Origin of the sequence: Defluviitalea phaphyphila, from assembly GCF_001466305.1 — a bacterium.
GTDB lineage: Bacteria > Bacillota > Clostridia > Lachnospirales > Defluviitaleaceae > Defluviitalea_A > Defluviitalea_A phaphyphila.
The window spans coordinates 25,186-51,842 of record NZ_JWID01000005.1; the positions used below are offsets into that span (position 1 = coordinate 25,186).

Below are 26,657 nucleotides of genomic sequence, written 5' to 3' on the forward strand. Positions count from 1 at the left end.
ATTGCAATAAAGGAGGGATAAGTATTATGGTGGAAACTTCTTATATTCTAGAAATGAACAATATTACAAAAGAATTTCCAGGAGTTAAAGCTTTGGATAATGTTAATTTTAAGGTAAAAAAAGGAGAAATACATTGTCTTGTAGGAGAAAATGGAGCAGGGAAATCAACATTAATGAAAATTTTAAGTGGTGTATATAAATATGGAGAATATAGTGGAGATATTGTATTTAATGGCAATATACAAAAATTTAATAGTGTTAAAGATAGTGAAAAAGTAGGTATTGCTATTATATATCAAGAACTTGCTCTTATCCCGGAACTAAGTGTTTATGAAAATATATATATAGGTCATGAAATAAAAAATGGGTCTGTGATTGATTGGAATGCAACAATAGCAAGTGCAAATAAAATGTTAAAAAAGGTTGGATTAGATATTAATCCAGAAACAAAAATAAAAGATTTAGGAGTAGGAAAGCAACAATTAGTAGAAATAGCAAAAGCATTAAGTAAAAATGTTAAGTTATTAATTTTAGATGAACCTACAGCAGCATTAAATGAAGATGATAGTGAAAATCTTCTTTTGTTATTAAAGCAATTACAAAAACAAGGAATTACTTCTATTATGATTTCACATAAATTAAAAGAAGTTTTAGCTATAGCAGATACTATTACTGTTCTTAGAGATGGCAAAACTATTTGTTCTATGGAAAAAGGAAAAGATGAAATATCTGAAAATATAATTATAAAAAATATGGTAGGGCGTGAAATAAATAATATCTACCCTAAACGAGATTTTAATCATGGGGAAGAAGTTGTGTTAGAAGTTAAGAATTGGAGTGCCTATGACCCAAAATTAGGAAGACAAATTTTAAAGGATATAAATATAAAACTTAAAAAAGGAGAAATTGTGGGTATAGCAGGATTAATGGGAGCCGGTCGTACAGAATTAGCTCAAAGTATTTTTGGAAATGCAAAAAATTATATTATAAAAGGGACATTAATTGTTAATGGGAAAGAAAAAGTTTTAAAGCAGCCTAGAGATGCTATTAAAACAGGTATTGCATATGTAACAGAGGACAGAAAAGGAGATGGATTAATACTTATTCAAAATATTAAACAAAATATTTCTATTTCCAATTTAAATTCTATATCTGCTAGAGGAGTAATAAATGAAAATGAAGAAATAAAAAGTGCTAATGATTATAAGAGAACTTTAAATATCAAAGCTCCTAATATTGAGCAAATTGTAGGTAATTTAAGTGGAGGTAACCAGCAAAAAGTTTCTTTGGCTAAGTGGTTATTTGCAAAACCTAATATTCTTATTTTAGATGAACCGACAAGAGGTATTGATGTAGGAGCTAAATATGAAATATATACTTTTATGAATGAACTTGTAAAAAAAGGAATGAGTATAATTATGATATCTTCTGAGTTACCAGAAGTATTAGGAATGAGTGATAGAGTATATGTAATGTCGGAAGGGAGTATTAAAGGGGAATTAAAAATAGAAGAAGCCACTCAAGAAAGAATTATGGAGATGGCAACCAAGGAGGATTGATTATGAAGTCAATTGATATAAATAAGTCACAAACTAATACAGTCAATCATCAGGAGGGAGTAGCAGTGCAATTTTTTAAGGATGCTTATTTATTATTTAAAGAAAATATTCGTGAATATGGTATGTACATCTCTTTAGTAATTATTATGATTATATTCTCTATTACTACCGATGGATTATTTATGTCTTCAAGAAATATTAGTAATTTAATTAATCAAACGGGTTATATAGCCGTATTAGCAGTTGGTATGACTTTGGTCATTGTAATTAGACATATTGATTTATCAGTAGGATTTGTAGCAGGGTTTTTAGGAGCTATTGCAGCTATTATGCTTACTAAATTGGGTTTACCTGTAATTATTACTATTCCTGTTATTCTTTTATTAGGATTAATGATTGGATTATTTAACGGACTTTTAGTTGCTAAATTTACTATTCCTTCTTTTGTTGTATCCCTTGCAGGAATGCTTTTATTTAGAGGAGCTCTGCTTCAAGTTACAGAAGGTACAGGGACAATTATTGTAGATAATGAAGCTTTTAATGCTATAGGAAATGGTTTTATCCCTGATATTGTAAATTTTGAAGATGTTCATATTCTTACAATAATATTGGGGTTAGTGGCTATTGGATTTTTTATTTGGAATGAATTAAAAGTAAGAAAAAATAAATTAAAATATAATTTTAGTGTAATTCCTTCAAGCATGCTTTTAATTAAGATTATTCTGGTATCAGCTGTTATTGGATATATTACATGGACGCTTGCAAATTATAATGGATTATCTTGGACTGTTATAGTAGTAATTTTAATTGTAGGTATATATCATTTTATTACTACCAAGACTGTAATAGGAAGACATATTTATGCTGTAGGTGGAAATCCAGAGGCAGCTAAATTAAGTGGCATAGATGTAAATAAAATAACTTATATGGTATTTGGGTCAATGAGTATGCTTGCAGCTTTATCTGGTATTCTCTATACTTCTAGATTGCAGTCTGCGACAACAACAGCAGGAACAGCATTTGAACTTGATGCTATTGCTGCAGCTTATGTAGGAGGAGTATCTGCAGCAGGAGGAGTAGGTAAAGTAACAGGTTCTATTGTTGGAGCATTAGTTATGAGTGCTTTAACTAGTGGAATGAATCTTATGGGAGTAGGGATTTCTTATCAATATATGATAAAAGGAATTGTACTTGTATCAGCGGTAATATTTGATGTTGCTACTAGAAATAAGAAGAAGTAATCAATATGTTTTATGCTTCTACAATAACCTGTATCTGTTATTAAAACAGATAGGGGGATAGTTATGGGGAAAATTAGAAATAAAATGGTTCTTATTACAGTAATTATAATTATAATTACTGTAATAAGTATTGGTATTCCAGGATATTATACTACTGTTATGCAAAGTAATATGATATTATCTACTCAAATGGATCAACGTACAGCAAGTCTTATAGGGGTAATTGAAGGGTATAGAGATTTATCACAGACAGAAGAACAAGCTCAAGAAAGATTCATAGAATATCTTTCAAATAGAGTTATAGGAAAAACTGGATATGGTTTTATGCTTACAGGAAACGGAGAATTTATGATGCATCCTGATAATAATTTATTAGGAAAAGATGGAACAAAATATGATTTTGTTCAAGAGATTTTATCCCATAAAGAAGATGTAAATAATAATGGATATGGTCGTGCTAGAGTTTTAAAGGTATCTTATAATTGGGAAGGGAAAGAAAGATTTGCTTATTATACTTATCATTATGATTGGGATGTATTTATTGCCTTATCCGGTGTTTATGATGAATTTCTTGCGGCTCAGAAAACAGCTTTAAGGAATTTATGTATAGTTGGGGTATTAGTATTATTTATATCAATTTCTATAATATACATTGTTATGACTAAGATGATTAAGCCTATAGGATTGTTATCTATGGCAATGAAAGAAATAGAGAAAGGGAATATAAATATAACTCCAATTACTGTTAAAAACAGAGATGAAATAGGGATACTTTCTAAAGGCTTTAATGAAATGACTAATACTTTAAAGAAATTAATAATTAATATAAAAAATAGTACTAAAATACTTTATAATACTATCTGTGATACAAAAGAAGGGATGGACCAAACGATACAAAGTTCACAGGAAGTGACAAAAGCTATTAATGAAATAGCTTTGTCTAATCAAAATCTTGCAGAAAATATTGAAAAAGGTAATATTGCAATACAAGATATATTTAAATCAATAACTCATACCAATAAAGCAACAAGTAATATAAATAAAATTATAGATGAAGTTAAAATAGCAGTAGAAAAAGGGAATATTGCAATTAAAGATTTAACAATAAAATCTGATAAAACTATGGAAACTTTTTATTATATTGATAAGCAAATAAACTTTCTTAAAAATAAATCGAAAGAAATTTATACTATTACAAAAATTATTAATTCTATTTCAGAACAAACTAATTTACTATCACTAAATGCAACTATAGAATCTGCAAAAGTAGGGAAATTAGGAAAAGGTTTTGCAGTAGTAGCAGATGAAATTAGAAAATTATCTATGCAATCAGAAGAGCAAACAAAGATCATTAATAATGTGATAAATAATATATTTGTGCAAATTGAAGATATAGTAAAATATATGGAAAATGGGAAAAATACAGTAAAAGAACAGGATGAAACTGTAAAGAAAACAAATAGAGCTTTATCTGAAATAAAAATTAAAATAAAAGATATGGAAAATCATATAACAATAATTTTGGAACAAATTCTTGAAATAACAAAAAATACAAAAAGCACAGTAAAAATAGTAGAAGATATATCTAATAATTCTGAAGAAACTTGTGCTAGATCAGAAGAAGTATCAGCATTAACACAAGAGCAATTAGAAAGTATTCGGATTATAGAAAAATCAATAGAAAAATTAAATGATTTATCAAAAAATCTTTCTTTTATAGTCAATCAATTTAATTTATAATTTACTATTTTGTACAAATTATAAAATATATAAAAAGATATCCCTTGACATATAAGCGTATCTTGTTTATCATAAACTCAATAATGTTAAAAACAATGAAAAGGAATCATAAATAAGGCTTTTTCATAGAGAGGGAATCATTGGTGGAAGATTTCTAAAAAGTCTATTTATGTCCCGCCTTGGAGTTCTGCATGATGAATGCAGCGGTGAGAAACTCATCGTTACCAATAAAGAGAGATGCTTATGCATTATTAGGGTGGTACCGCCGATGACCTCGGTCCCTTTTTGGGATAGAGGTTTTTTATTTTGGAAAGAAAGGAAAGGTAATATGGGGAAAAATAAAAAGTTTGTACAAGAAATAACCGATATGGAAAAAGATTTTGCACAGTGGTATACGGATGTAGTAAAAAAAGCAGAACTTATAGACTATTCTAGTGTAAGAGGATGTATGATATTACAACCTTATGGATATGCCATATGGGAGCTTATTCAAAAACAGTTAGATAAACGTTTTAAAGAAACAGGGCATAAAAATGTATATATGCCAATGTTTATTCCAGAAAGTTTGCTTCAAAAAGAAAAAGACCATGTAGAAGGTTTTGCACCAGAGGTTGCTTGGGTTACTCATGGAGGTAATGAAAAATTAACAGAGCGACTTTGTGTTAGACCAACTTCTGAAACTTTATTTTGTGAACATTATGCTAATGTAATTCAATCATATAGGGATCTACCAAAGCTGTATAATCAATGGTGTTCCGTTGTTAGATGGGAAAAAACTACAAGACCTTTCTTAAGGACTTTAGAATTTTTATGGCAAGAAGGACATACAGCTCATGCAACAGCTAAGGAAGCAGAAGAAGAAACTATAAAAATGTTAAATGTATATGCTGATTTTTGTGAGAATGTTCTTGCTATTCCGGTTATAAAGGGACAAAAAACTGATAAAGAAAAATTTGCAGGAGCTAAGGCTACTTATACTATAGAGAGTTTAATGCATGATGGAAAAGCTCTTCAATCAGGAACAAGTCATAATTTTGGAGATGGTTTTGCTAGGGCTTTTGGAATTCAATATACAGATAAAGATAATCAGTTAAAATACGTTCATCAAACTTCTTGGGGAGTTACCACAAGATTAATAGGAGCAATTATTATGGTTCATGGAGATAATAGTGGATTAGTACTTCCACCTAAAGTAGCTCCTGTTCAGTTGGTAATTATTCCTATTGCTGCTCATAAAGAAGGAGTTTTAGAAAAGGCCAGAGAAATAAAAGAAAAACTTTCTTCTATAGTTAGGGTAGAATTAGATGATAGTGATAAAATGCCAGGTTGGAAATTCAGTGAATATGAAATGAAAGGAATTCCTTATAGATTAGAAATAGGACCTAAGGATATAGAAAAAAATCAAGTAGTATTAGTTAGAAGGGATACTAGAGAAAAAATAATAGTTTCTATAGATGAGTTAGAAACTAAAATACCAGAACTTATGGATACACTTCAAAGGGATTTATTAGAAAAAGCAAGAAAAATGCGAGATGAAAAAACTTATACAGCTAAAAATTTAGATGAATTTAAACAAATAATATCTACTACTCCAGGCTTTATTAAAGCTATGTGGTGTGGAGATGAAGAATGCGAAAATAAAATAAAAGAAGAAACAGGAGCAACATCAAGATGTATTCCATTTGAACAAGAAGAAATATCAGATACCTGTGTATGTTGTGGTAAACCTGCTAAGAAAATGCTTTATTGGGGCAGGGCATATTAAAGTAAGTAGTAAACAACCACCAAAAGGTGGTTGTTTTAATGTACTTCTATATCCTCACCACCAAAATTTTTAAGGGTATCAACTACTGCATCAACAGTTTCTTCCCTAGCTTTAGTAGTAAGTAAAACTTTACCTTCCTTTATTTTTTCTTCATATTTTGTACTAGAGCTTTCAGGAATACCAAGATCAATAAGTCCTCCTACAATTCCACCAGTTATAGCTCCAGATAAAAGCCCTGCTAGGGGTCCTGCAGCTACTAAAACTCCAAGGCCAGGAATAGCAAAAGTTCCAGCTCCAATTAAAAGTCCAGCCAGTCCACCAAGTACACTTCCCGTAGTAATTCCATCAGATATATTATCATTTACTAATTCGTCAGATTCTTCTTTAAAATCTTGTTTAGCAGCTATAGATATATCATCCATACGAAGATTTTGATTTCTTAATTCGTAAGCCGCATTTTCTGCATCAAGTCGATTATTAAATAGAGCTACTACAGTTTTATCCATATAAAAACCTCCTTTCTTTAATAGTTTAAATTAATTTTATAAATTTATTCATGGTTCTTTTAAAATGTGACAAACTAAGATAATATAATCTTAAACAAGATTTATGGAGGGAAAAAATGTTAGAAAAAATAAGTATTCCAAAGGAAGTTGAAGAAATAATAGAAAAATTAAATGAGAATGGCTATGAAGGATATATAGTGGGTGGCTGCGTTAGGGATATTTTAATGGGAAGGACGCCACATGATTGGGATATAACTACATCAGCAAAACCTGATGAAGTTAAAAATATATTTAATAGAACTTATGATACAGGCATTGCTCATGGAACAGTGACAGTTATTTTAAATAAAAAACATTTTGAAATAACAACTTATCGCATAGAAGGAATATATGAAGATTATAGAAGACCTAAAGAAGTTATATTTACTAATCATTTAGAAGCAGATTTATCTAGAAGAGATTTCACTATGAATGCCATAGTCTATCATCCTAAAGATGGATTTATAGACCCTATGGGAGGGATAGAGGATATTAAAAGAGGAATAATTAGATGTGTAGGAAATCCTGATAAAAGATTTGAAGAAGATGCTTTAAGGATGCTTAGAGGAATTAGATTTTCATCTCAACTTAACTTTAAGATAGAAGATAAGACCCTAGAAGCTATAAAGAAAAATGCCCATCTTATATCTTATATTAGTGCTGAAAGAATAAAAGAGGAATTAGATAAAATACTTTTATCTGATTATGTTGAAAAATTTATTATGCTATATAATACAAAAATTTCAAATTATATACTTAAAGAAATGGATCAATGTTTTAAAACAGAGCAAAATCATCCTCATCATGTGGATAATGTGGGAATTCATACTTTAAAAGCTATAAAAGCTGTGGATAAAGATCTAAAACTTAAATGGGCTATGTTTTTTCATGATATAGGAAAACCTGAAAGTAAAACTACAGATGAAAATGGTATAGATCATTTTTATGGACATGTAGATAAAAGTGTGAAAATATCTAGAGAAATTATGAGAAGATTAAGATTTGATAAAAAAAGTATGAATCATATATTAAAGTTAGTAGAATATCATGATGAAAAAATAGAAGAAGATAAAAAATCTGTAAAAGAATTTTTATATAAGATAGGGGAAGAAGTATTTTTAGATTTATTAAAAGTACAATTAGCAGATGCTAAAGCCCAAAATCCGAAGTTTTATAAAGAAAAAGAAGAAAGGATAAAAAATATACAAAGGATATATAAAGAGATAAAAGAAAATAATGAGTGTTTTAATTTAAAGGACTTAGCAGTAAATGGAGGAGACTTAATTAAAATAGGAATAAAAGAGGGTAAGAAAATAGGTAAAACCTTAGATTACCTTTTGAAATTAGTTATAGAAAATCCTAAATTGAATAAAAAAGACATTCTTTTATCAATATTAAAGTCGAAACTTTAAGTTTCGACTTTAATATTTTATTCAGATTTATCTTCAATAAAAAGGGAGGTTGAATCTATTTTATAAATAAATTTTTTATCTTTAGTAACATAAGCTATATCTTCTTCTACATTTCCAACATAAAGAGTTAATATAGAATCATCTTGATCATCTAAATATATAGTTATAATTTCATTTGGTTCTTTTAATCCATATTGTTCTAAAATTTCATCATTGGCATTATCACTTATAAATTCTTTTATGATTTTACTACTTAAAGAAGATATAAAAGGAGTTAGATTTTCTTCTTCACTTAAGGTTAAAGTAGAATCTTTAGATTGTATTACAACTTTTTTTACATATTCTTCATTAAAAGAAAACAGTTTTTTATCTCTTAATGAATTAACATCAAAAGGAATATTATCTAAAAGGGAAGAAGAAGCCGTATAAACTTTATTATCATAAAGTATATAATATCCTTTAGAAAAAGGGGCAATATTACCAAAACTTAAAGTATTAGATATATTTTCATCATTAGTTAAAGTAATACTTTTAATTGGAGAGTCTAATCCATAAATAGATAGATCCTTAGGATTTTCTTCTACTAATTCATTAGCTGTAGGGAAAGAAAATGTAGATATTATATTAGTTATTAAAAAATCATTGGCAGGATAATTAATAGGATATACTATATCCCAGTTAGCTCCATTTCTTTTTATACTTATTTTTTCATCTTCATTTAGTATATCAATAGAAACTATTTTATTTTGGTCTTCTTCCCAAAGTAAAATATCGGTATTATTAGAAGCCATTTTTTGTTGAAAATTTTTATAATAAATAAAAACTCCTATAAACATAATAATAGCTAAAATAGTCGGCAGAATCTTTTTCATAAAGTTCTCCTCCTAAAGTATATTAGTCCACCTAATAAAAATACAGAAAGAGGAATTAATATAACTGATACTATAAATATTAAAATACCTTGATTGCCTACTAAAACAATCGGTTCTGGTGTATAAGTTTTTGGAGGAATATTTAGTATATAAGCATCATTATCAAACCATTTAAGACTTCCTAAAAATATTTCACTGTTTCCAGCTAAGCTAATAACTTCGTTATGAGCAAAAAATACATTACCAATTACTAAAAGTTGCATTTTTTTATTATTATCTAAATCTTTTTCAGCAGTAACAGCTATTGGCAGATCATCAGAGGTTTTAAGAACCACTTCATTGGTTATACCCTCTTTTTCTTCTATAGAAAGTTCTAAAGCCCTAGGGATAATTGTTGCAATATTATCTTCATTTAGCCTTTCTACAATACTGTGAGAAGAATATAGAGGAATTAAGGTTTGTTCATCTCCAGAATAGTTACTTTTATCATCTGTTAAAATATTATCTTTTACATTAATACCATAGCTGCTAGATAGTTCTTTAAGGTTAGGAAGATTATTTTCTCCGAAACTATCAAAAGCTAGAAATACTTTACCACCATTATCAAGATAATTTTTTATTGTATTTATTTCTTCTTTAGTATAGTCAAATTGAGGACCTAAAATATAAATAATATCAGCATCTTCAGGAATTTCATTTTGACTAGGTAAAGAATAAGTATCTACTAAAACTCCTTTTTGTTCTAAAAAAGAACTAAGAAGGGATAACTCAACATCTTTTTGAAATTCTCCATGTCCTTCTATAATATAAATTTTATTTTGATCTTCATCACTTACATCTAATATAGCTTGTATAAGAGCAGCTTCGCCATCAAAATATTGTTCACCAGTTTCATAATTAATTCTTATAAGGTCATAAGAAGGAACTTGTATAGATCTTTTACTAGAAGATACTACAGAAGTATACATAGAATTTATTTGATATTCATTTACAAGGCTTGGATTTTTCATAGGATTGATTATTTCCAGGGAAATTTTATTATTTATTTCTTTCATATTTTTGTAAAGTTCTTGTATATCTAAAGAAATATTATCAGAAGGGTCAGCAAAAAATAATATTTCAATTTCTTCATCTATATGTTTAAGAGCATCTTTTCCTTCATCTGAAAGAGTATACAATTTCCCATGAGTTAAGTCCAATTTAAAAGGAAGAGAACTAAGCATTAAATTAATAAGAATTACAACTCCTATTACAGCTGAAGTAAATATAATGGAATTAGTTCCATATTTTATATTTTTCTTTAATTTATTTTTATTCATAACAGCCTCCTATTGAAGCCAACGGCTTTTAATTACTCTAATAGTTAAAAATAAAAATATTCCTGTAAAACTTAGATAATAAATAACTCCTGATAAAGAAATAATTCCCTTTTGAAAAGCAGAATAAGGAGTAAAAAGGCTAAGAATTTTAATAAGGTTTTGGGAAATACCACTAAACATTCCTTGTAAAAGATCAGAAAGCCAAAAAAACAGCAGTAATCCAAAACTTATAACTCCAGCAATAATTTGATTTTCTGTTAGAGAAGAAGCAAATACCCCAACGGATAGAAAACTAAAACCAAGCAGAATATTTCCTACATAAGAAGAAAAGATTATTCCCATGTCTGGTTTTCCTATTATAAAAACAATTATTACATTAACAAAGGTAAAAATTAATGTAGATAAATAAACTAAACATACACTTAGAAATTTTCCTAAAACTATTTCATAAACAGAAATGGGGGATGAAAATATTAATTTTTCAGTTCCATATTTTCTTTCTTCTGTAAAAAGTTTCATAGTTAAAATAGGGGCTATAAATAAAAGAATAATAGGCCAACTAGACATGGCATATTGAATACTAGGGTCATTGGATCTTATAATAAAATCACTAAATAAAAAACCAGTTAAAACAAGGAAAAATCCCATTAATATATAAGCTTGAGGAGAATAAAAATATCCTTTTAATTCTCGTTTACATATTATCCACAAAAGTATGCCCTCCTTTATTATTTTCATTTAAAGTAATTTTAAGAAATACATCTTCTAAACTCATATTTTTAACTTCCATTTTTAAAATAGGCATTTTTGCATCAGCTAAGGCATAAAAAATAGGACGACGAACATCAATATCTTTTTTTCCTTCAATTTTATATGTATATAATTTATCATTTATAGTTTCGACTATTTCTACTGATAAAACTCCCTTAATAGAAGAAAGAGTATATAGTACATCTTCTTTAGGTCCTTCAATTTCAACTAAAAGTTGAGAAACATTTTGAAGGGATAGGGATAAATTTTTAGGAGTGTCTATAGCAGAAATTTCTCCTTTATTCATAATAATAATTCTATCACAAAGGGCATTAACTTCTGGCAAAATATGAGAGCTTAATATAATTGAATGATTTTTAGATAAAGATTTTATCATATTTCTAATTTCTCTTATTTGGTTAGGGTCAAGACCTACCGTTGGTTCATCAAATATAAGAACGTCAGGATCTCCTATTAAGGCACTAGCAATTCCTAATCTTTGTTTATATCCTTTTGAAAGATTTTTAATAAGTCTATTTTTTACATCATAAGTTCCAGATAATTTCATAACCCTTATAACTTCATCTTGTTTATTCTTAGATATCTTTTTTAATTCACAACAAAATAAAAGATATTCTATTACAGTCATTTCAGGATATAAAGGTGGAATTTCTGGAAGATAACCTATATGTCTTTTTGCTTTTTTAGGATACTCTAGTAAATCTATGTCATTAATTTTTATTTTACCTTTATCAGGAACTAAAAGACCACATAACATATTCATTGTAGTTGATTTTCCCGCTCCATTAGGTCCTAAAAAGCCCAAAATTTCTCCTTTTTTAAGGGAAAAACTAATATCTTTAACGGCATCTATGGGCCCATAGGATTTTGAAAGGTTTAAAACCTCTATCATAAGCACACTCCTTTAGGGATTCATAATTATATTTAGTATAATTTGTAGTTATGAATAATTTATGAACAAATTGTAAATAAGATAAAAATCTTAAATTCATGTCCTCATATTTCTTTTGATGTTTTCATAAATATATATATAGAATTTCTTAAAAGTTAAATTCAAAATGAAGTGGAGGTGATAATTTGAAAGAATTAAATCCAGAAATTTTAAAAGGATTTGGATGTAAGTTAAAAAAATATGTACCTTTTCGCAGCTCTTTTATATGCGAAACAGATAAAGGAGTAAAACTTATTAAACCAATAGATAAAGAAATTTCTAAGCTTCTTTTTGAATACAGTATAAAAGAGCATTTATATAAAAATGGGTTTAAATATATTGATAGATATCATGTTTCTGATAAAAATACTCCATATTATATTTATAAAGGAATAGTATATACTATGACGGAATGGATAGATGGTAGAGAATGTGATTTTAATAACTTGTATGATATAAAAAAAGCTTTTTTAACTTTAGGAGAAATGCATAAAGTATCAAAAGGTTTAGAGCCTATAGAAGGTAGTAGCATTAAATATTATAATAAAAATTTAAGATCAGTTTTTGAAAAAAGAATAGGAGAAATTTCTAAAATTAAAAAAAAGATTAATAGACAAAGTCATTTAAGCGATTTTGATATATTATTTTTAAAAAATTATAAAGAGTATGAAGAACTTTCATATAGAGCATTAGAATGGTTTAATAAATCTAATTATAATAATTTAGTAAAAAAGATAGATAAGGGTAAGTATTTTTATCATAATCATTATACATACCATAATTTAATTATATCTTCTGATGAAAATTTATATGTAACTCATTTTGAAAATTGCAAATATGGATTTCCTATTTATGATTTAGTTTATATTTTAAAAAAAATTATGAAAAGGCATGAATGGGATATAAAATTAGCTCATGAATTACTTTTATTATATAATAAAAAAATAGACATAGAAGAAGAAAAAAATCTTTTAATTAGTCTTTTGATTTTTCCCCATGATTTTTTTAAAATATGTAGTGGATATTATAATTTTAAAAAAAGTTGGGTACCTCAAATTTTTATTAAAAAATTAGAGCTTATTATAAAACAAAAAAGAAATGTATTAAATTTTGTAGATTATATAGAGAACTTATAAGAAGGAAGCCTATAATAAAGGTTTCTTTTTTTTATATATTTATTAGTGTATAATAAATATGTTTCTTAAAAATATATTGGGAAGAGGGGTAAAATGAGTAAAAGAAATAGTGCAAAAAGCCAGTCAAATTTTGTTCGATTCATCTTTTTGACAGGTTTAGGAGGAATATTAATATTAATTCTTATGTTCGTTATACTTTTTTCTGCTATTACAAAAGAAGATAATAATGTTAAAAATGAAGATACTATTTTAGAAGATAAAACTTCTTTAGAAGATGAGACAAAGGAAGAATTAGAAGAATTAAAAGAAGAAAAAGAAGAAATAATAGGGTTAGTGATAAAGCCGCCAGAAGATAATTCTATTACAGTTCTTAATGTAGAAGATGAACAAGAAATAATTCTTAAAATAGAAATAGGAACAGAAATGAAAGATGTCTATGGAAATGCCATGAGTTTAAAAGAATTTCAAGTAGGCGATATTATAAAAACTAAATATAACAAGACAAATATGGAAGCAGAGTTTCTCAGAATTAGTGGAGAAGCTTGGGAGAAAAAAACAGTTACAGATGTAAAAATAAATTTAGAAAATAATACTATACAAATAGGAAATGACTTATATGAATATACTGATAATTTAATTTCAATATATAGAGGTGAAAATATTTCATTAGATAAAATATTACCTGTAGATGAAATTACTTTAAGGGGATATAAAGATAAAGTATGGTTTTTAAATGTTGATAAATCTCATGGATATATTAGTGTTATTTCTTCTGATACAGATGAAGGGACAGTAGAAATAGATAATAATATTTATATGGCTATAAAAGAAGTAAAAGATATTCCTATTACTGAAGGTTCCCATAAAATAGTTATAAAAAAAGATAATTATGAGCCTTTAGTAGAAAATATACAATTAGATTATATGCAAACTTTAGAAATTAGTTTAGACAATATGAAAAAGAAAGTTGGAAATCTTATAGTAAAAGCAAATAATGTATCAGATTATAAGGTATTTATTGATGATGTAGAATATCCTGGAGAACAGTCAATTTTATTAGAATATGGGCAATATCATGTTGTAGTGCAAAAAGAAGGATATAAGGATTGGAATAAAGATATAACATTAGATCAAGATAGCATAGTAATTAATGTGGAACTTGAAAAAGAGGATATCCCTAAGACAGCTGAGGTATCAATTAATACTAATCCAGAAGGGGCAGATGTTTATATAGATGACATGTTTATGGGTATTTCTCCTATAGAAATAGATTTATCTTATGGAGAACATAAAATTACCATAAAAAAAGAAGAATATAATCCCTTAAGTATATCAATTAATATAGAAGAAAATCAGAAAAAAAGAAACTTTATATTTACATTACAGAAAATATCAGAGATGCAAAATTTAGAATAATTTTAAAAAAATTAAAATTGACAAAAATGTCTTAATAAATTAAATTATATTATTAAAAAGTATTATAGGAGGGAGTATAATGGATTTTATAAAAAGATACAATCAGTGGTTAGAAGATGATTATTTTGATGAAGAAACTAAAGAAGAATTAAAAGGTATAGAAGAAAAAGAAATACAAGAAAGATTTTATAAAGACTTAGAATTTGGAACTGGAGGATTAAGAGGAATAATAGGTGCTGGGACAAATCGCATAAATAAATATACTGTTAGAAAAGCAACTCAAGGGCTTGCAAATTATATTTTAAAAAATAAAAGTGAAGAAAGAGAAAAAAGTGTGGTTATAGCGTATGATTCAAGAAATCGTTCTAAAGAATTTGCCCATGAAGCTGCTTTAGTTTTAAATGGTAATGGCATAAAAGCTTATGTATTTGAAGAGTTAACACCTACTCCAGAACTTTCTTTTGCAGTTAGATATTTAAATTGCATAGCAGGAATTGTTATTACAGCAAGTCATAATCCACCAGAGTATAATGGATATAAGGTATACTGGTCTGATGGTGCTCAAGTTTCACCACCACTAGATAAAGAAATTATTACTGAAGTTAATAAAATAGAAGATTTTAAACAAGTGAAAATAGCTAATAAAGATAAGGCAATAAAAGAAGGTCTTTTTAATATAATAGGAAAAGAGGTCAATGATGCATATATACAAGAAGTAAAAAAACAAAGTATAAATGGAGATATAATTAAAAAAGTAGCTGATAATTTTACTATTGTATATACTCCCTTACATGGTACAGGAAATAAACCGGTTAGAAGAGTTTTAAAAGAAATAGGATTTAAAAATGTAATAGTTGTTCCAGAACAAGAAAATCCAGACCCCAATTTTAGTACCGTATCTTATCCCAACCCAGAAGACCCTAAAGCTTTTGAATTAGCAATTAAATTAGCAAAAGAAAAGAATGCAGATATAATAATAGGAACAGATCCCGATGCAGATAGAGTAGGAGTATTAGTAAAAAATGAAAAAGGAGAATATGTTGTTTTAACAGGAAATATGACAGGGGTACTTCTATCAGAATACATATTATCAGCTAAAAAAGAAAAGGGAGTTTTACCTAAAAATGGTGCTTTAGTAAAAACAATAGTTACTACTGAAATGGCAAGAGCCATTACTAAGGAATACAATATAGAATTAATAGAAGTTTTAACAGGATTTAAATTTATAGGAGAAAAAATTAAACAATTTAAACAAAATGGGAAATATGAGTATCTTTTTGGATTTGAAGAAAGTTATGGATATTTAGCAGGAACGTATACTAGAGATAAAGACGGAGTAGTTGCTTCAATGTTAATATGTGAATTAGCCGCTGTTTATAAAAATAAGGGAATGACCTTATATGAAGGTTTACAAGAATTATATAAAAAATATGGTTATTATAAAGAAACCTTAGAATTTATTACTTTAAAAGGAATAGAGGGATTAGAAAAAATTAAAGAAATAATGTCATATTTAAGAAATAATCCTCCAAAAGAATTTGCAGGAAATAAAGTATTAGAAGTAAGAGATTATGAAAAAGGATTAAGTGGATTCCCAAAATCAAATGTATTATATTTTGTTTTAGAAAATAATTCTTGGGTTTGTGTAAGACCTTCAGGGACAGAACCTAAAGTTAAATTTTATTTTGGAGTTAAAGGAAAAGATGAAGTAGATGCTAATGAAAAATTATCAAATTTAACCAAAGAAGTAATGGAAAAAATAAATAATATATAAAATAAGTGGAACGATTTATAAATATCGTTCCTCTATTTTATTTAAGTATCTTGAAAAAATTAAATAGTGTGTTAAACTAATTAAGTTAAGAAATTTATATAAAAATAACTACATATAATATGTAGTAAAAATAGATATTTTATTGATTTGCGAGGTGACATCATGTCTACTCATTTTATGTTAGATATAGCCATTATTTTAATTTTTACAAAAGTATTTGGATTAATTACAAAAAGATTTAGTATGCCACAAGTTTTAGGTGCTCTTATAGCCGGATTATTATTAGGACCTGCAGGAATTAATATTATTCAAGAAACAGAGTTTTTAGAGTTGGTTGCTGAATTAGGGGTTATAGTTCTTATGTTTTCAGCTGGTCTTGAAACTGATTTAAAAGAATTAAAAAAATGCGGAAAAGCTTCTTTAGTTATTGCTGTTATAGGGGTTTTTGTACCTTTACTTGGTGGGATGTTAGTATCTGAGTTTTTTAATAAAAATTTATTAGAAAATATTTTTATAGGTGTAGTTTTAACAGCTACATCAGTTAGTATTACTGTTGAAACATTACAAGAGATGGGAAAACTAAAAACTAAGTCAGGGACAGCTATATTAGGAGCTGCGGTTATAGATGATATTTTAGGTGTTATTATTTTAACATTAGTTACTAGTTCAGCAAGTCCTAATGCTCCTAGTATTGGTTTTGTACTTCTTAAAATTGCCGCATTTTTTGCTTTAGCTGTAATAGCAGGAATATTATTTTATTACTTTTTTCAATGGCTTAGTAAGCAAGAAGGTAAGAAAAGAAGAATTCCTATATTTAGTTTTGCATTTTGCTTAATTTTATCTTTTGTAGCAGAAGAATTTGGAGTAGCAGATATTACGGGAGCATACATAGCAGGATTAATTCTTTGTAATACTGTTCAAGCTCATTATATAGAAAGAAGAGTAGAGATAATGTCTTATATGCTTTTATCCCCTATATTCTTTGCAAGCATAGGAATTAAGACTTCTGTTATGGGTATGAATGGGGAAATTATTTTATTTACAGTTTTACTAGTTATAATTGCTATAATTAGTAAGATTATCGGATGTGGGATAGGAGCTAAGATATGTGGATATACAACTAAAGAATCTTATAGAATAGGCGTTGGAATGATATCAAGGGGAGAAGTCGCCCTTATTGTTGCTAATAAAGGTTCTATGGTAGGGCTTATGCCAAAGGCTTTTTTTGCTCCAGTAATTCTTATGGTTATTATAACAACTTTAATTACTCCTATATGGTTAAAAACTGCATACAATAATTAAAAACAGGCATATTAATTTGCCTGTTTTTTTATCACAATAAGGATTTATTACATAATATGGATTAGAAGGTTTTGGAAGGAGAATCCATATGTTAAATGTAGGAGATATTGTAGTTCGAAAATCTTATAGAGGAGATTTATATTTTCGTATAATTGAAATAAATCCTTATGGTATGGCAAAACTAGTAGGAATAAATTATAGGGTATTAGCTGATGCTCCTTTAGAAGATTTACAAAAGATAGATTATGGTGGATTTTTTTATTATGATAAATTAAATTTAATGAAAGTGGAAAAAACTACAAAAAATATATTAAAAAAAAGATTACAAGGAGAAAGACAAAGGAGTGCTATGGCAGAATCTGTATTAAAAAGGCCTGGAAAGGTTCTTCATTTAGATGGAGATTTAGAGTATTTAAAAATTTGCTTAAAATATTATCGCAAACTAGAGATTGATGTTATTGGTAAAAACATAGAAGAAAAAGAACATCCTAAAGAAGTCTTATCTCTACTTAAAAAATATAAACCGGATATATTGGTAATAACAGGACATGATGCTATATCTAAAGGAACAAAAGACTATAATAATATGGATAATTATAAGAATTCTAAATATTTTGTGGAAGCTGTGAAAAAAGCAAGGGAATACAAATCGAATATGGATGAGTTAGTAATTTTTGCAGGAGCTTGCCAATCAAATTATGAAGCATTGATTGAAGCAGGAGCTAATTTTGCAAGTTCTCCTAATAGAATAATGATTCATGCCTTAGATCCTGTATTTATATGTGAAAAAATAGCGTATACATCTGTAGAAAATGTTCTTTCTATAAACGAAGCAATAGAAAATACAATAACAGGAATAAAAGGAATAGGAGGTTTTCAAACTAGGGGGAAATATAGAGAAGGAGCTCCAGATTTTTTGTAGTTTTTTGAAAGTTTTAAGTTTATAATTTTTTTAAATATATATTGACATCCATTAAAAGAATTTGATATAATCTAAAATTTATTGACATTTCATCTTATTTATGTTATACTGAGCAAAGTGACGTAGGATGAGGTGATATTAGTGATGGTAAGTCAAGATCTTTCTAAAATTAGAAAAAATATTCAAGAGTACGTAGGTACTAGGGTAAAACTTAAGACTAATAAAGGAAGACGAAAAATTATTATCAATGAAGGAATACTAGAAGACGCTTATCCTAGTGTATTTGTGGTTAAAGTAAAAAATGCTTTTGAAGACACTTTTAGGACGATTTCTTATAGCTATACAGATATACTTACTAAAACAGTAGAGCTTTCGTTTTATAAAGATAATGATTAAGGGCAAATCAATTAATTTGATTTGTTCTTTTTTTTTATTTTTTTGTCATAAATTACTTAGTATTTATCATACATTTTATATAGACAAAGGTCCTGAGGAGGGAATTTAAGGAGGGAAATTTATGGCATTAGAATTTATAAAAGACAGTATAGAATTTGACCAACAAGTATGCAAGGAAAAGGTTCAGGTGATTGTGGAAGAAGATATTATAGTTCCTGATGTAAAGCCAGATATAGTAAAAGTTTTACAACTGGATGGTAAGGTAAATCTAGAACAGGTGGAAATTTTTACAGATAGACTAAATTACAGAGGAGAAGTTAAAGTATGCATACTTTATGCTGCAGAAGGCTCTGATAGATTAGTACATAGTATGGTGGTAAGTTTACCCTTAGATGATTTTATTAACATGGATGGGATAAAAAAAGAAATGACTTATACTCTAGAGCATAATCTAGAACATTTAGATTTTATGTTAATAAATTCCAGAAAATTAACTATAAAGGCATTAGTTGAAATTGAAGCTAAGGTAGCAGAAAAAATAGAAAATGAAATTATAGTAGGAGTTAATAGTTCACTTCCTATTCAAATACAAAAAAAATCTTTTGATTTTTATAGAACAATAGCAGCGAATCAAGATAAAATGATAATAAAAGATGAATTATCGGTTCCAACAGGTAAACCTAATATACATGAAATATTAAATACAGATATAAAACTTTGCAATAAGGAATTTAAAGTAGGCAATGGAGTAATTAGTTTAAAAGGAGACTTAAATATAAAAACTCTTTACGCAGGGTCCATGACGGAAAATCAAATGGATTATATGGAACATCAAATACCTTTTAATGGAACTATAGAATGTCCAGGAGCAAAAGAAGGAATGTTTTGTAATATTGATATAAAAATGATAAATGAATATATTCAAGTACGACCAGATTTAGATGGAGAAGAAAGAATACTAGATGTAGAAGTAGTGTTACTTGTTAATGCTAAGGCAATTTCTATGGAAGAAGTTCAAATTATAGATGATGCTTATTGTCCAGGGAAAAATATTAAGTTAGAAAAGAAAAAACTTTTATATAAAAAAATACTTAATAAAAATAGAGAAAATATTTTGTTAAATGAGAATATAAGTCTAGATTCAGATGCTTTAGATATTGATTATATATATAATGTTAAAGTAAAGCCTAATATAGAAGAAATTAAATTAATGGAAAATAAAATATTCTTAGAAGGAGTTTTTGAAATAGAATTAGTATATATTACACAAGATAATGAAGAGCCAATATGTAATTATGAAACTATTATACCGTTTAATCAAAGTTTAGAGGCTGAAAAAAGTAATATAGATAAAAAAGTAGAAATACAATTTGATATAGATGATATTTTATGTAATCTTATTTCTAAAAAGGATGTAGAAATTAAAATAATTCTAGGAATAGATTTTGAAATTATAGATGAACAAGAAACAGATATTATTACAGATATGACAGAAGAAGATATAGACCCTAATACATTTATTAATATGCCTAGTTTAATAATTTATATGGTGCAAGATGGAGATACTTTATGGAAAATTGCAAAAAAATATAATTCTACTATAGAAGAATTGGTATCTATTAATGATATAGAAGACCCTGATAATATATATCCAGGGCAGAAACTTCTTATAATTAAAAAAGTAGTAACAGGTTAAAGCTTGCTTTGCAAGCTTTTTTATTTGACTTATATTTAAATTATTGTATATAATATTAAGTATACAAATTATAGAGTGGAATGATAAAATGGATGCTATGCATAAGATAGAATTAAAAGCTAGAGCAAAAATAAATTTAACTCTTGATGTAATAGGGAAAAGAGAAGACGGATATCATGATGTAGAAATGATTATGCAAACTGTAAATTTGTGTGATCATGTTACTATTAGAAAAATGAAAGCTCCAGGAATTATTTTAAAAACAGATTTTAAATGGCTTCCAGAGGATGAAAGAAATCTTGCGTATAAGGCAGCTAAAGAAATGGTTAAAACCTATGGTATAAAAGAAGGTATTTTAATTGAACTAAAAAAAAGGATACCAATTGCAGCAGGCCTTGCAGGAGGTAGTTCGGATGCAGCTGCAGTTTTTGTAGGAATTAATAAACTATTTAATTTAAAACTTTCAAAAAAAGAATTAATGGATTTAGGAGTTAAACTAGGAGCAGATATTCCCTATTGCATTCTAAGAGGTACAGTTTTAGCTGAAGGGATAGGAGAAAAATTAACAAAACTTCCTCCCATGCCTTTTTGCTATGTAGTTATTGCAAAACCACCTATTAGTGTATCAACAGCTTATGTGTACAAAAATTTAAATTTAGAAAAATTATCCTCTCATCCAGATACTAAAAAGATGATACAAGCAATTAAAAATAAAGATTTATATAATATATCAAATAATCTTGGGAATGTATTAGAAAGTGTAACTATAAAAAAATATCCTATTATTAATGATATTAAAAAAACTATGATAGAATATGGCGCTATGGGAGCATTAATGAGTGGTAGTGGCCCTTCAGTGTTTGGGCTTTTTAAGACTAAAAAGGAAGCTCAAAATTTAGCCAAAGAATTTAAACTTCATCATAATCTTAAAAATGTTTTTGTGACAACAATATTTAACAGGAGAGGTTAGCATGGATAAAGATATGTTAAACGTTAATTTAAATGAATATCTTCCACTTAGGGATGTAGTATTTAATACACTTAGAAAAGCTATTTTATCTGGTGATTTAAAACCTGGGGAAAGGCTTATGGAAAAGCAATTAGCAGAAAAAATGGGAGTTAGTAGAACTCCTGTTAGAGAAGCTATAAGAAAGCTAGAATTAGAAGGTTTTGTTGTAATGATTCCAAGAAAAGGCGCCCAGGTTGCAGAAATCACCGAAAAGGATATACAAGATGTATTAGAAGTTAGAGGTGCTTTAGAAGCCTTAGCTGTAAAACTTGCTTGCAGTAAGATGAGCAAAGAAAATTTACAAGAACTAGAAAAAGCTATGAAAGGTTTTGCTGATGCAGCAGACAAAGAAGATATTAATGGAATGATAGAAAAAGATGTGGAATTCCATGATATTATTTTTAAATCTACTAAAAATGAAAAACTTATTCAAATAGTAAACAATTTAAGAGAACAGATTCATAGATATAGGGTAGCATATTTAAAAAGTTTTGATAATTTTAGAATTATTCAAGAAGAACATGAAGAAATTTTAAAATCTATTAAAAATAGAGATGAAAAATTAGCAGAAGAAGTAGCTATAAAACATATTAAAAACCAAGAACAAGCAGTTATTAAGTTTATAAGATCAGGAACAAATAATTAAACACCTACAGGAATTTTCCTGTAGGTGTTTTTTTATGAATAAAATTAAAAAAAATACAGAAAATGAAATTAAAAGAAATAAGGAGATAAAGTATGTATTGGATATTAAAAAAAATTATGAGTATTTATTCCTTGTGGACAATGATACTAATAATTATTATTGGATTATTTACTTTTTTTAATGATTCAAAGGTTCTAGAGTCAAAAAAAAAAATTAAAAGAATCTAAATTAGCTAAAATAATTGGGATTACATATATTATAGGAGGAATAGGAGTTTTTATATTAATTAAGATATTACTTTGAATAGGAGGCAAAAAATGAAAAAAATTAAAAATTGGTTTAATAAATTAAAATGGGAAGATGAATTTCATGATGAAGATAATAAAGTTACTATTCCTCTTTCAAAGAATTTAGACGAAAATATAAAGAATTTAGAAATACTTTTTAAGGATTGTGGAGATTTTGTAAAAAGGAAATTTCCCATAGGAATTAACAAAGAATTAAATATGTTTATTGGATATATTGATTTAATGATTGATAGAAGGGTTATAGAGGAATCCTTATTAGAACAGTTAATATTACAAGTTAGAAGTGTATCACCTAGTATGGATAAAATAAAATCATCTATATATGAATTTATTAGAGATGGAGGGATAGCAACTGCGGATGTAAAAGAAGTAGAAACCTTAGATGAAGCAGTTCTTGCTGTTTTATCAGGGGATACTATATTACTTATAGATGGATATGCAAAGGTTATAGTAATTGGAACTAAAGGATGGCCTAATAGGGGAATTCAAAATCCAGATTCAGAAGTTGTTGTAAGAGGTCCTAAGGAAGCATTTAGCGAAGCACTTAGGATGAATACAGTTTTAATTAGAAGAAGAATAAGAGATACAAAACTTAAAGTTAAACAACTTCGAATAGGAAATAGAAGTAGAACAGATATTGCACTTATGTATATAGAAGATATTGTTAGAAAAGATATATTAGAAGAAGTGGAAAAGAGATTAAATAATTTTAAGATAGATGGAATACTAGATAGTGGAAATATAGAACAATTAATAGAAGATAATTGGAAAAGTCCTTTTCCTCAAATCCAAGGAACTCAAAGACCGGATAAAGCTTCTTCTGCAATATTAGAAGGAAGAATTGCTATTATTGTTGATAATAGTCCTTTTGTACTTTTAATACCAACTACTATAAATAGTTTTTTTAAATCTTCAGAAGATTATTATCAAAGATGGAGTATTATGAGTTTTACAAGATTTATACGCTATATAGCTGCAATTTTTTCAGCAGCAATACCGGGGTTTTATATAGCTTTAACTGATTATCACCCATCTATGATACCTACTCCTCTTACTATGGCTATAGCTGCTTCAAGAGAAGCAGTTCCTTTTCCCTCAGTCGTAGAAGTAGTTTTAATGGAATTAGCTTTTGAACTTCTTAGAGAAGCTGGAATAAGGCTTCCAGGGCCTATAGGTAATACCATTGGTATTGTAGGAGGTATTATTATAGGGCAAGCAGCAGTTGAAGCTAAAATAGTAAGTCCTATAGTGGTTATTATTGTATCAGTTACAGCTATTTCTAGTTTTGCTATACCAGATGATTCTTTAACAGTAGGCTTTAGACTTATAAAATATCTTATTATTGCCTTTTCTGCAGTTCTTGGGTTATATGGATTTTTATTAGGAGGGCTTGTTGTACTTATTCATCTTGTTTCATTAAAAAGTTTTGGTATTCCTTATATGTTTCCTTACGTATCTTCTGTAATAAATAATTATTATGATTTAAAAGATTCTATATTTAGATTGCCAATATTTATGATAAATAAAAGACCAATTTTTGCAAGACCGAATGAAAAAATAAGATTAAAAATAAAAAATAAAAAAGGGGAGTAGAATCACATTATGTTTTCTCAAAATAATAAAATTTCCATGAGACAATTAGAAATTCTACTCTTTTTGGATTTATTTAGTACAGCAGTACTTATTTTACCTAGAAGAGCAGCAGAATTTGCTAATCAAGATGGGTGGATAATAGTAATATTATCAACATTTTTAGCTCTTTTTTATAGTTGGATTATTACATATTTAGCTAGTCGTTTTCCTAAAGATACCTTTGTAGAATTTTCTTCAAAGATTTTATCAAAACCCGTAGGGATAATCCTTAGTTTATTTCTTTTTATAAAAATATGTTTTAATACAGCTATGGAGTTAAGGATTTTTGGAGAGTTAGTAAAACAAATTCTTCTTCCAAGAACCCCCATAGAAGTTATCATGATTTCTATGTTGTTTGTATCTGCTTATCTTGTAAGACAAGGATATGAAGCTAGAGGAAGACTTGGAGAGATTCTTTTTTTTGTTATATTTATACCCATAATATCTATTTTATTGTTTGTTTTACCAGTTACAGATTTTAGAAATCTCAAACCGATTCTTACAACCCCCTTGTCTAAATTATTAAAAGGAAGTTATGATTTAGGATTTACATTTTCATATATAGAATTTCTTTTAATGGTTGCTCCTCTTGTAAAAAATCCTAAAGGTTTAAAAAAGTCAGCCTTTAAAGTAATTGGAATGGTTGGTTTTATAAATGTTATTTTAGTTATTGTTACTTTAGGAGTTTTTGGCTCTATAGAAACTAAAGAGCAAATATGGCCGGTAATAGGATTAATGCAAGTGATAGAAATTCCCGGAGCTTTTTTAGAAAGGCAAGACGCATTAATGATGATTTTTTGGATTACTTCTGTATTTTCTTTAATAAGTGCAGGATTATATTTTGTAAGTTTTATTATTACAAGAATTATGGAAGTAGAAGAACATAAATTTTTAGTTTTTCCTATGATACCTATTATATATCTTATAGCTCTTATTCCTGATAATATTGCAGAAACTTTAGATTCAATAAATATTATGAAAAATTATTTTAGAATTTCATTTTTATTCCCCATACCACTTATTCTTATAATAGTTGCTAAGATAAGAAAGTTAGGTGAAACTATTGAGAAAAAATAAAATACTTGTATTTATTATAATATTTATTTTATGTATGCTTACAGGATGTTGGGATAGTATGAGTATTGATAGAAGAGCCTTTATAGTGGCTGTTGGTATAGATAAATTTATATTTAATGAATTAGAGGACGAACCAAGTTTAAATAAACAAATTAATAGATATGAAATGACTTTTGCTATTCCCAATCTTCAAAAAGTAGTAGGAGAACAGGGGCTTAGTGATGAACCAAGATTTGTAAAAACTAGCGTAGGACCTACATTTATTAATACTTATAAAAATTTAGAAGGACGTATTAATAAAAACGCTTATTTTGGGCATACAAAAGCGATATTATTAGGGAAAGAACTTTTAAAAGATAAGACTTTATTAAAAGAAACTTTAGATATTTTACAAAGAAATAATCAATTTAGTAGGAGTATACCAGTAGTATCTGTTGATGGAACTGCAAAAGAAGCTCTTATGGCCAATGCAGATATGCAGCCATTAATAGGAATATATATATCAGAATTATTTGAAAATAATGAAGGAGTAAATACTAGGTTTGAACAAAGAACCTTAGGAGATCTTTTAAAAGATTTTAAAGAAGATAAAGGAGCGATTATACCTAAATTAAGTATAGGAGAAAAAGATATAAAGATTGCAGGAGCAGCACTTGTTAAAGATTATGAACTTAAAGGATGGTTAGATGAATATGAGGTAAGGGGCATGCTCTGGATTAAAAAAAATAATCAAAGATTAGAAGTGAGCATTCCTTATAAACATTTTTATATAGCATATCATGTATCCAATTCAAAATCAAAAATTACTTTTTATAAAGAAGAGGAAGATATTGTTTGTAGGGTATTAGTAGAGGCAGAGGGGAGATTAGAAGAATATATATTAGATGAAAATATATTAGATAATAAAGAAATTGAAAAAGTTGAAGATGCAATAGAAAAAAGCATAAAAGAAGAAATTGAAAATTCAATTCATATATTACAGAAGCAATATAATACAGATGTAATTAATATTGGGAAAGAATTAGAAAGACAAGACCCTAAACAATGGGAATTAGTTAAGGATAATTGGGATGAAGTATTTGAAAAAATGAAATTTGATATTAATGTTAGTATAAATATTAGACGTATAGGGCAAATAAAATAGTTTTTTTGTATAAAAAAAACTGAGATGGAAATAATAAAAATAAA

General features: G+C 27.4%; 23 protein-coding genes and 1 pseudogene. 19 read left to right on the forward strand and 5 right to left on the reverse strand.

Annotated elements, in window-relative coordinates; all coding sequences use genetic code 11:
- The first annotated feature begins 26 nt into the window (after window positions 1–26).
- The 4 genes from OM90_RS05210 (at window position 27) to proS (ending at window position 6,305) form a co-directional block, all read left to right on the forward strand.
- Window positions 27–1,559, forward strand: a complete 1,533-nt coding sequence (locus OM90_RS05210) for an ATP-binding cassette domain-containing protein (RefSeq protein ID WP_058485845.1) — start codon at window positions 27–29, stop codon at window positions 1,557–1,559.
- A gap of 2 nt (window positions 1,560–1,561) precedes the next feature.
- On the forward strand, window positions 1,562–2,800 hold the full coding sequence (locus OM90_RS05215) for a sugar ABC transporter permease (protein WP_202813788.1): 1,239 nt from the start codon (window positions 1,562–1,564) through the stop codon (window positions 2,798–2,800).
- Window positions 2,801–2,863: 63 nt separating this feature from the next.
- On the forward strand, window positions 2,864–4,540 hold the full coding sequence (locus tag OM90_RS05220) for a methyl-accepting chemotaxis protein (protein WP_058485846.1): 1,677 nt from the start codon (window positions 2,864–2,866) through the stop codon (window positions 4,538–4,540).
- Window positions 4,541–4,868: 328 nt separating this feature from the next.
- Window positions 4,869–6,305, forward strand: a complete 1,437-nt coding sequence (gene proS / locus OM90_RS05225) for a proline--tRNA ligase (protein WP_058485929.1) — start codon at window positions 4,869–4,871, stop codon at window positions 6,303–6,305.
- 35 nt (window positions 6,306–6,340) lie between these two features.
- On the opposite strand, the gene OM90_RS05230 is transcribed toward proS, so the two are convergent.
- Window positions 6,341–6,811 (reverse strand): DUF1269 domain-containing protein, encoded by a 471-nt coding sequence (locus OM90_RS05230; RefSeq protein WP_058485847.1) that lies wholly within the window; start codon window positions 6,809–6,811, stop codon window positions 6,341–6,343.
- A gap of 116 nt (window positions 6,812–6,927) precedes the next feature.
- Between OM90_RS05230 and OM90_RS05235 the strand changes: the two genes are divergently transcribed.
- A complete protein-coding gene (locus OM90_RS05235; RefSeq protein WP_058485848.1) occupies window positions 6,928–8,262 on the forward strand; it encodes a CCA tRNA nucleotidyltransferase in 1,335 nt (444 codons plus the stop codon).
- Window positions 8,263–8,279: 17 nt separating this feature from the next.
- Here the strand turns inward: OM90_RS05235 and OM90_RS05240 are convergent, their stop codons facing one another.
- Genes OM90_RS05240 through OM90_RS05255 form a run of 4 tightly spaced genes read right to left on the reverse strand, consistent with a single transcriptional unit; the run spans window position 8,280 to window position 12,116 of the window.
- Entirely contained in the window at window positions 8,280–9,134 is an 855-nt protein-coding gene (locus OM90_RS05240) for a DUF4340 domain-containing protein (RefSeq protein WP_058485849.1), read from the reverse strand.
- Window positions 9,131–10,453, reverse strand: a complete 1,323-nt coding sequence (locus OM90_RS05245; RefSeq protein WP_058485850.1) for a GldG family protein — start codon at window positions 10,451–10,453, stop codon at window positions 9,131–9,133. Before OM90_RS05245 ends, OM90_RS05240 begins: the two co-directional genes overlap by 4 nt.
- Window positions 10,454–10,462: 9 nt before the next feature.
- Window positions 10,463–11,164, reverse strand: a complete 702-nt coding sequence (locus tag OM90_RS05250; protein WP_058485851.1) for an ABC transporter permease — start codon at window positions 11,162–11,164, stop codon at window positions 10,463–10,465.
- On the reverse strand, window positions 11,148–12,116 hold the full coding sequence (locus OM90_RS05255) for an ABC transporter ATP-binding protein (protein ID WP_058485852.1): 969 nt from the start codon (window positions 12,114–12,116) through the stop codon (window positions 11,148–11,150). The genes OM90_RS05250 and OM90_RS05255 overlap by 17 nt, the downstream gene beginning before the upstream one ends.
- A gap of 185 nt (window positions 12,117–12,301) precedes the next feature.
- On the opposite strand from OM90_RS05255, the gene OM90_RS05260 reads away from it, so the two are divergent.
- The 14 genes and pseudogenes from OM90_RS05260 (at window position 12,302) to OM90_RS05315 (ending at window position 26,613) form a co-directional block, all read left to right on the forward strand.
- Complete coding sequence (locus tag OM90_RS05260; RefSeq protein ID WP_058485853.1) at window positions 12,302–13,291, forward strand: CotS family spore coat protein; 990 nt, start codon at window positions 12,302–12,304, stop codon at window positions 13,289–13,291.
- A 93-nt stretch (window positions 13,292–13,384) separates the two neighbouring features.
- Window positions 13,385–14,707 (forward strand): PEGA domain-containing protein, encoded by a 1,323-nt coding sequence (locus OM90_RS05265; RefSeq protein WP_058485854.1) that lies wholly within the window; start codon window positions 13,385–13,387, stop codon window positions 14,705–14,707.
- A 79-nt stretch (window positions 14,708–14,786) separates the two neighbouring features.
- The gene (locus OM90_RS05270) at window positions 14,787–16,481 is read left to right on the forward strand and encodes a phospho-sugar mutase (protein WP_058485855.1); all 1,695 of its coding nucleotides are present in this window, start codon (window positions 14,787–14,789) and stop codon (window positions 16,479–16,481) included.
- 162 nt (window positions 16,482–16,643) lie between these two features.
- Complete coding sequence (locus OM90_RS05275) at window positions 16,644–17,783, forward strand: cation:proton antiporter (protein WP_084757971.1); 1,140 nt, start codon at window positions 16,644–16,646, stop codon at window positions 17,781–17,783.
- A gap of 88 nt (window positions 17,784–17,871) precedes the next feature.
- Window positions 17,872–18,705: a sporulation peptidase YabG gene (gene yabG, locus OM90_RS05280; protein ID WP_058485856.1), complete on the forward strand. Its 834-nt coding sequence runs from the start codon at window positions 17,872–17,874 to the stop codon at window positions 18,703–18,705.
- A 144-nt stretch (window positions 18,706–18,849) separates the two neighbouring features.
- On the forward strand, window positions 18,850–19,101 hold the full coding sequence (locus OM90_RS05285; protein ID WP_058485857.1) for a Veg family protein: 252 nt from the start codon (window positions 18,850–18,852) through the stop codon (window positions 19,099–19,101).
- A 121-nt stretch (window positions 19,102–19,222) separates the two neighbouring features.
- Entirely contained in the window at window positions 19,223–20,797 is a 1,575-nt protein-coding gene (locus OM90_RS05290; protein ID WP_058485858.1) for a DUF3794 and LysM peptidoglycan-binding domain-containing protein, read from the forward strand.
- A gap of 88 nt (window positions 20,798–20,885) precedes the next feature.
- Entirely contained in the window at window positions 20,886–21,767 is an 882-nt protein-coding gene (ispE, locus tag OM90_RS05295) for a 4-(cytidine 5'-diphospho)-2-C-methyl-D-erythritol kinase (RefSeq protein WP_058485859.1), read from the forward strand.
- 1 nt (window position 21,768) lies between these two features.
- The gene (locus OM90_RS05300) at window positions 21,769–22,452 is read left to right on the forward strand and encodes a GntR family transcriptional regulator (RefSeq protein WP_058485860.1); all 684 of its coding nucleotides are present in this window, start codon (window positions 21,769–21,771) and stop codon (window positions 22,450–22,452) included.
- Between the two features lie 34 nt (window positions 22,453–22,486).
- The gene (locus OM90_RS12755; protein ID WP_160323640.1) at window positions 22,487–22,633 is read left to right on the forward strand and encodes a hypothetical protein; all 147 of its coding nucleotides are present in this window, start codon (window positions 22,487–22,489) and stop codon (window positions 22,631–22,633) included.
- A 32-nt stretch (window positions 22,634–22,665) separates the two neighbouring features.
- Window positions 22,666–22,755 (forward strand): annotated as a pseudogene (locus OM90_RS13505) (hypothetical protein); the annotation flags it as partial.
- A 14-nt stretch (window positions 22,756–22,769) separates the two neighbouring features.
- The gene (locus OM90_RS05305) at window positions 22,770–24,353 is read left to right on the forward strand and encodes a spore germination protein (RefSeq protein ID WP_058485861.1); all 1,584 of its coding nucleotides are present in this window, start codon (window positions 22,770–22,772) and stop codon (window positions 24,351–24,353) included.
- 9 nt (window positions 24,354–24,362) lie between these two features.
- On the forward strand, window positions 24,363–25,469 hold the full coding sequence (locus OM90_RS05310) for a GerAB/ArcD/ProY family transporter (protein ID WP_058485862.1): 1,107 nt from the start codon (window positions 24,363–24,365) through the stop codon (window positions 25,467–25,469).
- Window positions 25,456–26,613: a Ger(x)C family spore germination protein gene (locus OM90_RS05315; protein ID WP_058485863.1), complete on the forward strand. Its 1,158-nt coding sequence runs from the start codon at window positions 25,456–25,458 to the stop codon at window positions 26,611–26,613. The genes OM90_RS05310 and OM90_RS05315 overlap by 14 nt, the downstream gene beginning before the upstream one ends.
- Window positions 26,614–26,657: the final 44 nt, after the last annotated feature.

Bases quoted from the DNA above. Each gene is read 5' to 3' on its own strand.
- OM90_RS05245 (WP_058485850.1), bottom strand. From the start codon at position 10,453: ATGAATAAAAATAAATTAAAGAAAAATATAAAATATGGAACTAATTCC.
- OM90_RS05240 (WP_058485849.1), bottom strand. From the start codon at position 9,134: ATGAAAAAGATTCTGCCGACTATTTTAGCTATTATTATGTTTATAGGA.
- OM90_RS05270 (WP_058485855.1), top strand. From the start codon at position 14,787: ATGGATTTTATAAAAAGATACAATCAGTGGTTAGAAGATGATTATTTT.
- OM90_RS05230 (WP_058485847.1), bottom strand. From the start codon at position 6,811: ATGGATAAAACTGTAGTAGCTCTATTTAATAATCGACTTGATGCAGAA.
- ispE (WP_058485859.1), top strand. From the start codon at position 20,886: ATGGATGCTATGCATAAGATAGAATTAAAAGCTAGAGCAAAAATAAAT.
- OM90_RS05275 (WP_084757971.1), top strand. From the start codon at position 16,644: ATGTCTACTCATTTTATGTTAGATATAGCCATTATTTTAATTTTTACA.
- OM90_RS05285 (WP_058485857.1), top strand. From the start codon at position 18,850: ATGGTAAGTCAAGATCTTTCTAAAATTAGAAAAAATATTCAAGAGTAC.
- OM90_RS05215 (WP_202813788.1), top strand. From the start codon at position 1,562: ATGAAGTCAATTGATATAAATAAGTCACAAACTAATACAGTCAATCAT.
- OM90_RS05255 (WP_058485852.1), bottom strand. From the start codon at position 12,116: ATGATAGAGGTTTTAAACCTTTCAAAATCCTATGGGCCCATAGATGCC.
- OM90_RS05265 (WP_058485854.1), top strand. From the start codon at position 13,385: ATGAGTAAAAGAAATAGTGCAAAAAGCCAGTCAAATTTTGTTCGATTC.
- OM90_RS05220 (WP_058485846.1), top strand. From the start codon at position 2,864: ATGGGGAAAATTAGAAATAAAATGGTTCTTATTACAGTAATTATAATT.
- yabG (WP_058485856.1), top strand. From the start codon at position 17,872: ATGTTAAATGTAGGAGATATTGTAGTTCGAAAATCTTATAGAGGAGAT.
- OM90_RS05310 (WP_058485862.1), top strand. From the start codon at position 24,363: ATGTTTTCTCAAAATAATAAAATTTCCATGAGACAATTAGAAATTCTA.
- proS (WP_058485929.1), top strand. From the start codon at position 4,869: ATGGGGAAAAATAAAAAGTTTGTACAAGAAATAACCGATATGGAAAAA.
- OM90_RS05210 (WP_058485845.1), top strand. From the start codon at position 27: ATGGTGGAAACTTCTTATATTCTAGAAATGAACAATATTACAAAAGAA.
- OM90_RS05235 (WP_058485848.1), top strand. From the start codon at position 6,928: ATGTTAGAAAAAATAAGTATTCCAAAGGAAGTTGAAGAAATAATAGAA.
- OM90_RS05300 (WP_058485860.1), top strand. From the start codon at position 21,769: ATGGATAAAGATATGTTAAACGTTAATTTAAATGAATATCTTCCACTT.
- OM90_RS05290 (WP_058485858.1), top strand. From the start codon at position 19,223: ATGGCATTAGAATTTATAAAAGACAGTATAGAATTTGACCAACAAGTA.
- OM90_RS12755 (WP_160323640.1), top strand. From the start codon at position 22,487: ATGAATAAAATTAAAAAAAATACAGAAAATGAAATTAAAAGAAATAAG.
- OM90_RS05305 (WP_058485861.1), top strand. From the start codon at position 22,770: ATGAAAAAAATTAAAAATTGGTTTAATAAATTAAAATGGGAAGATGAA.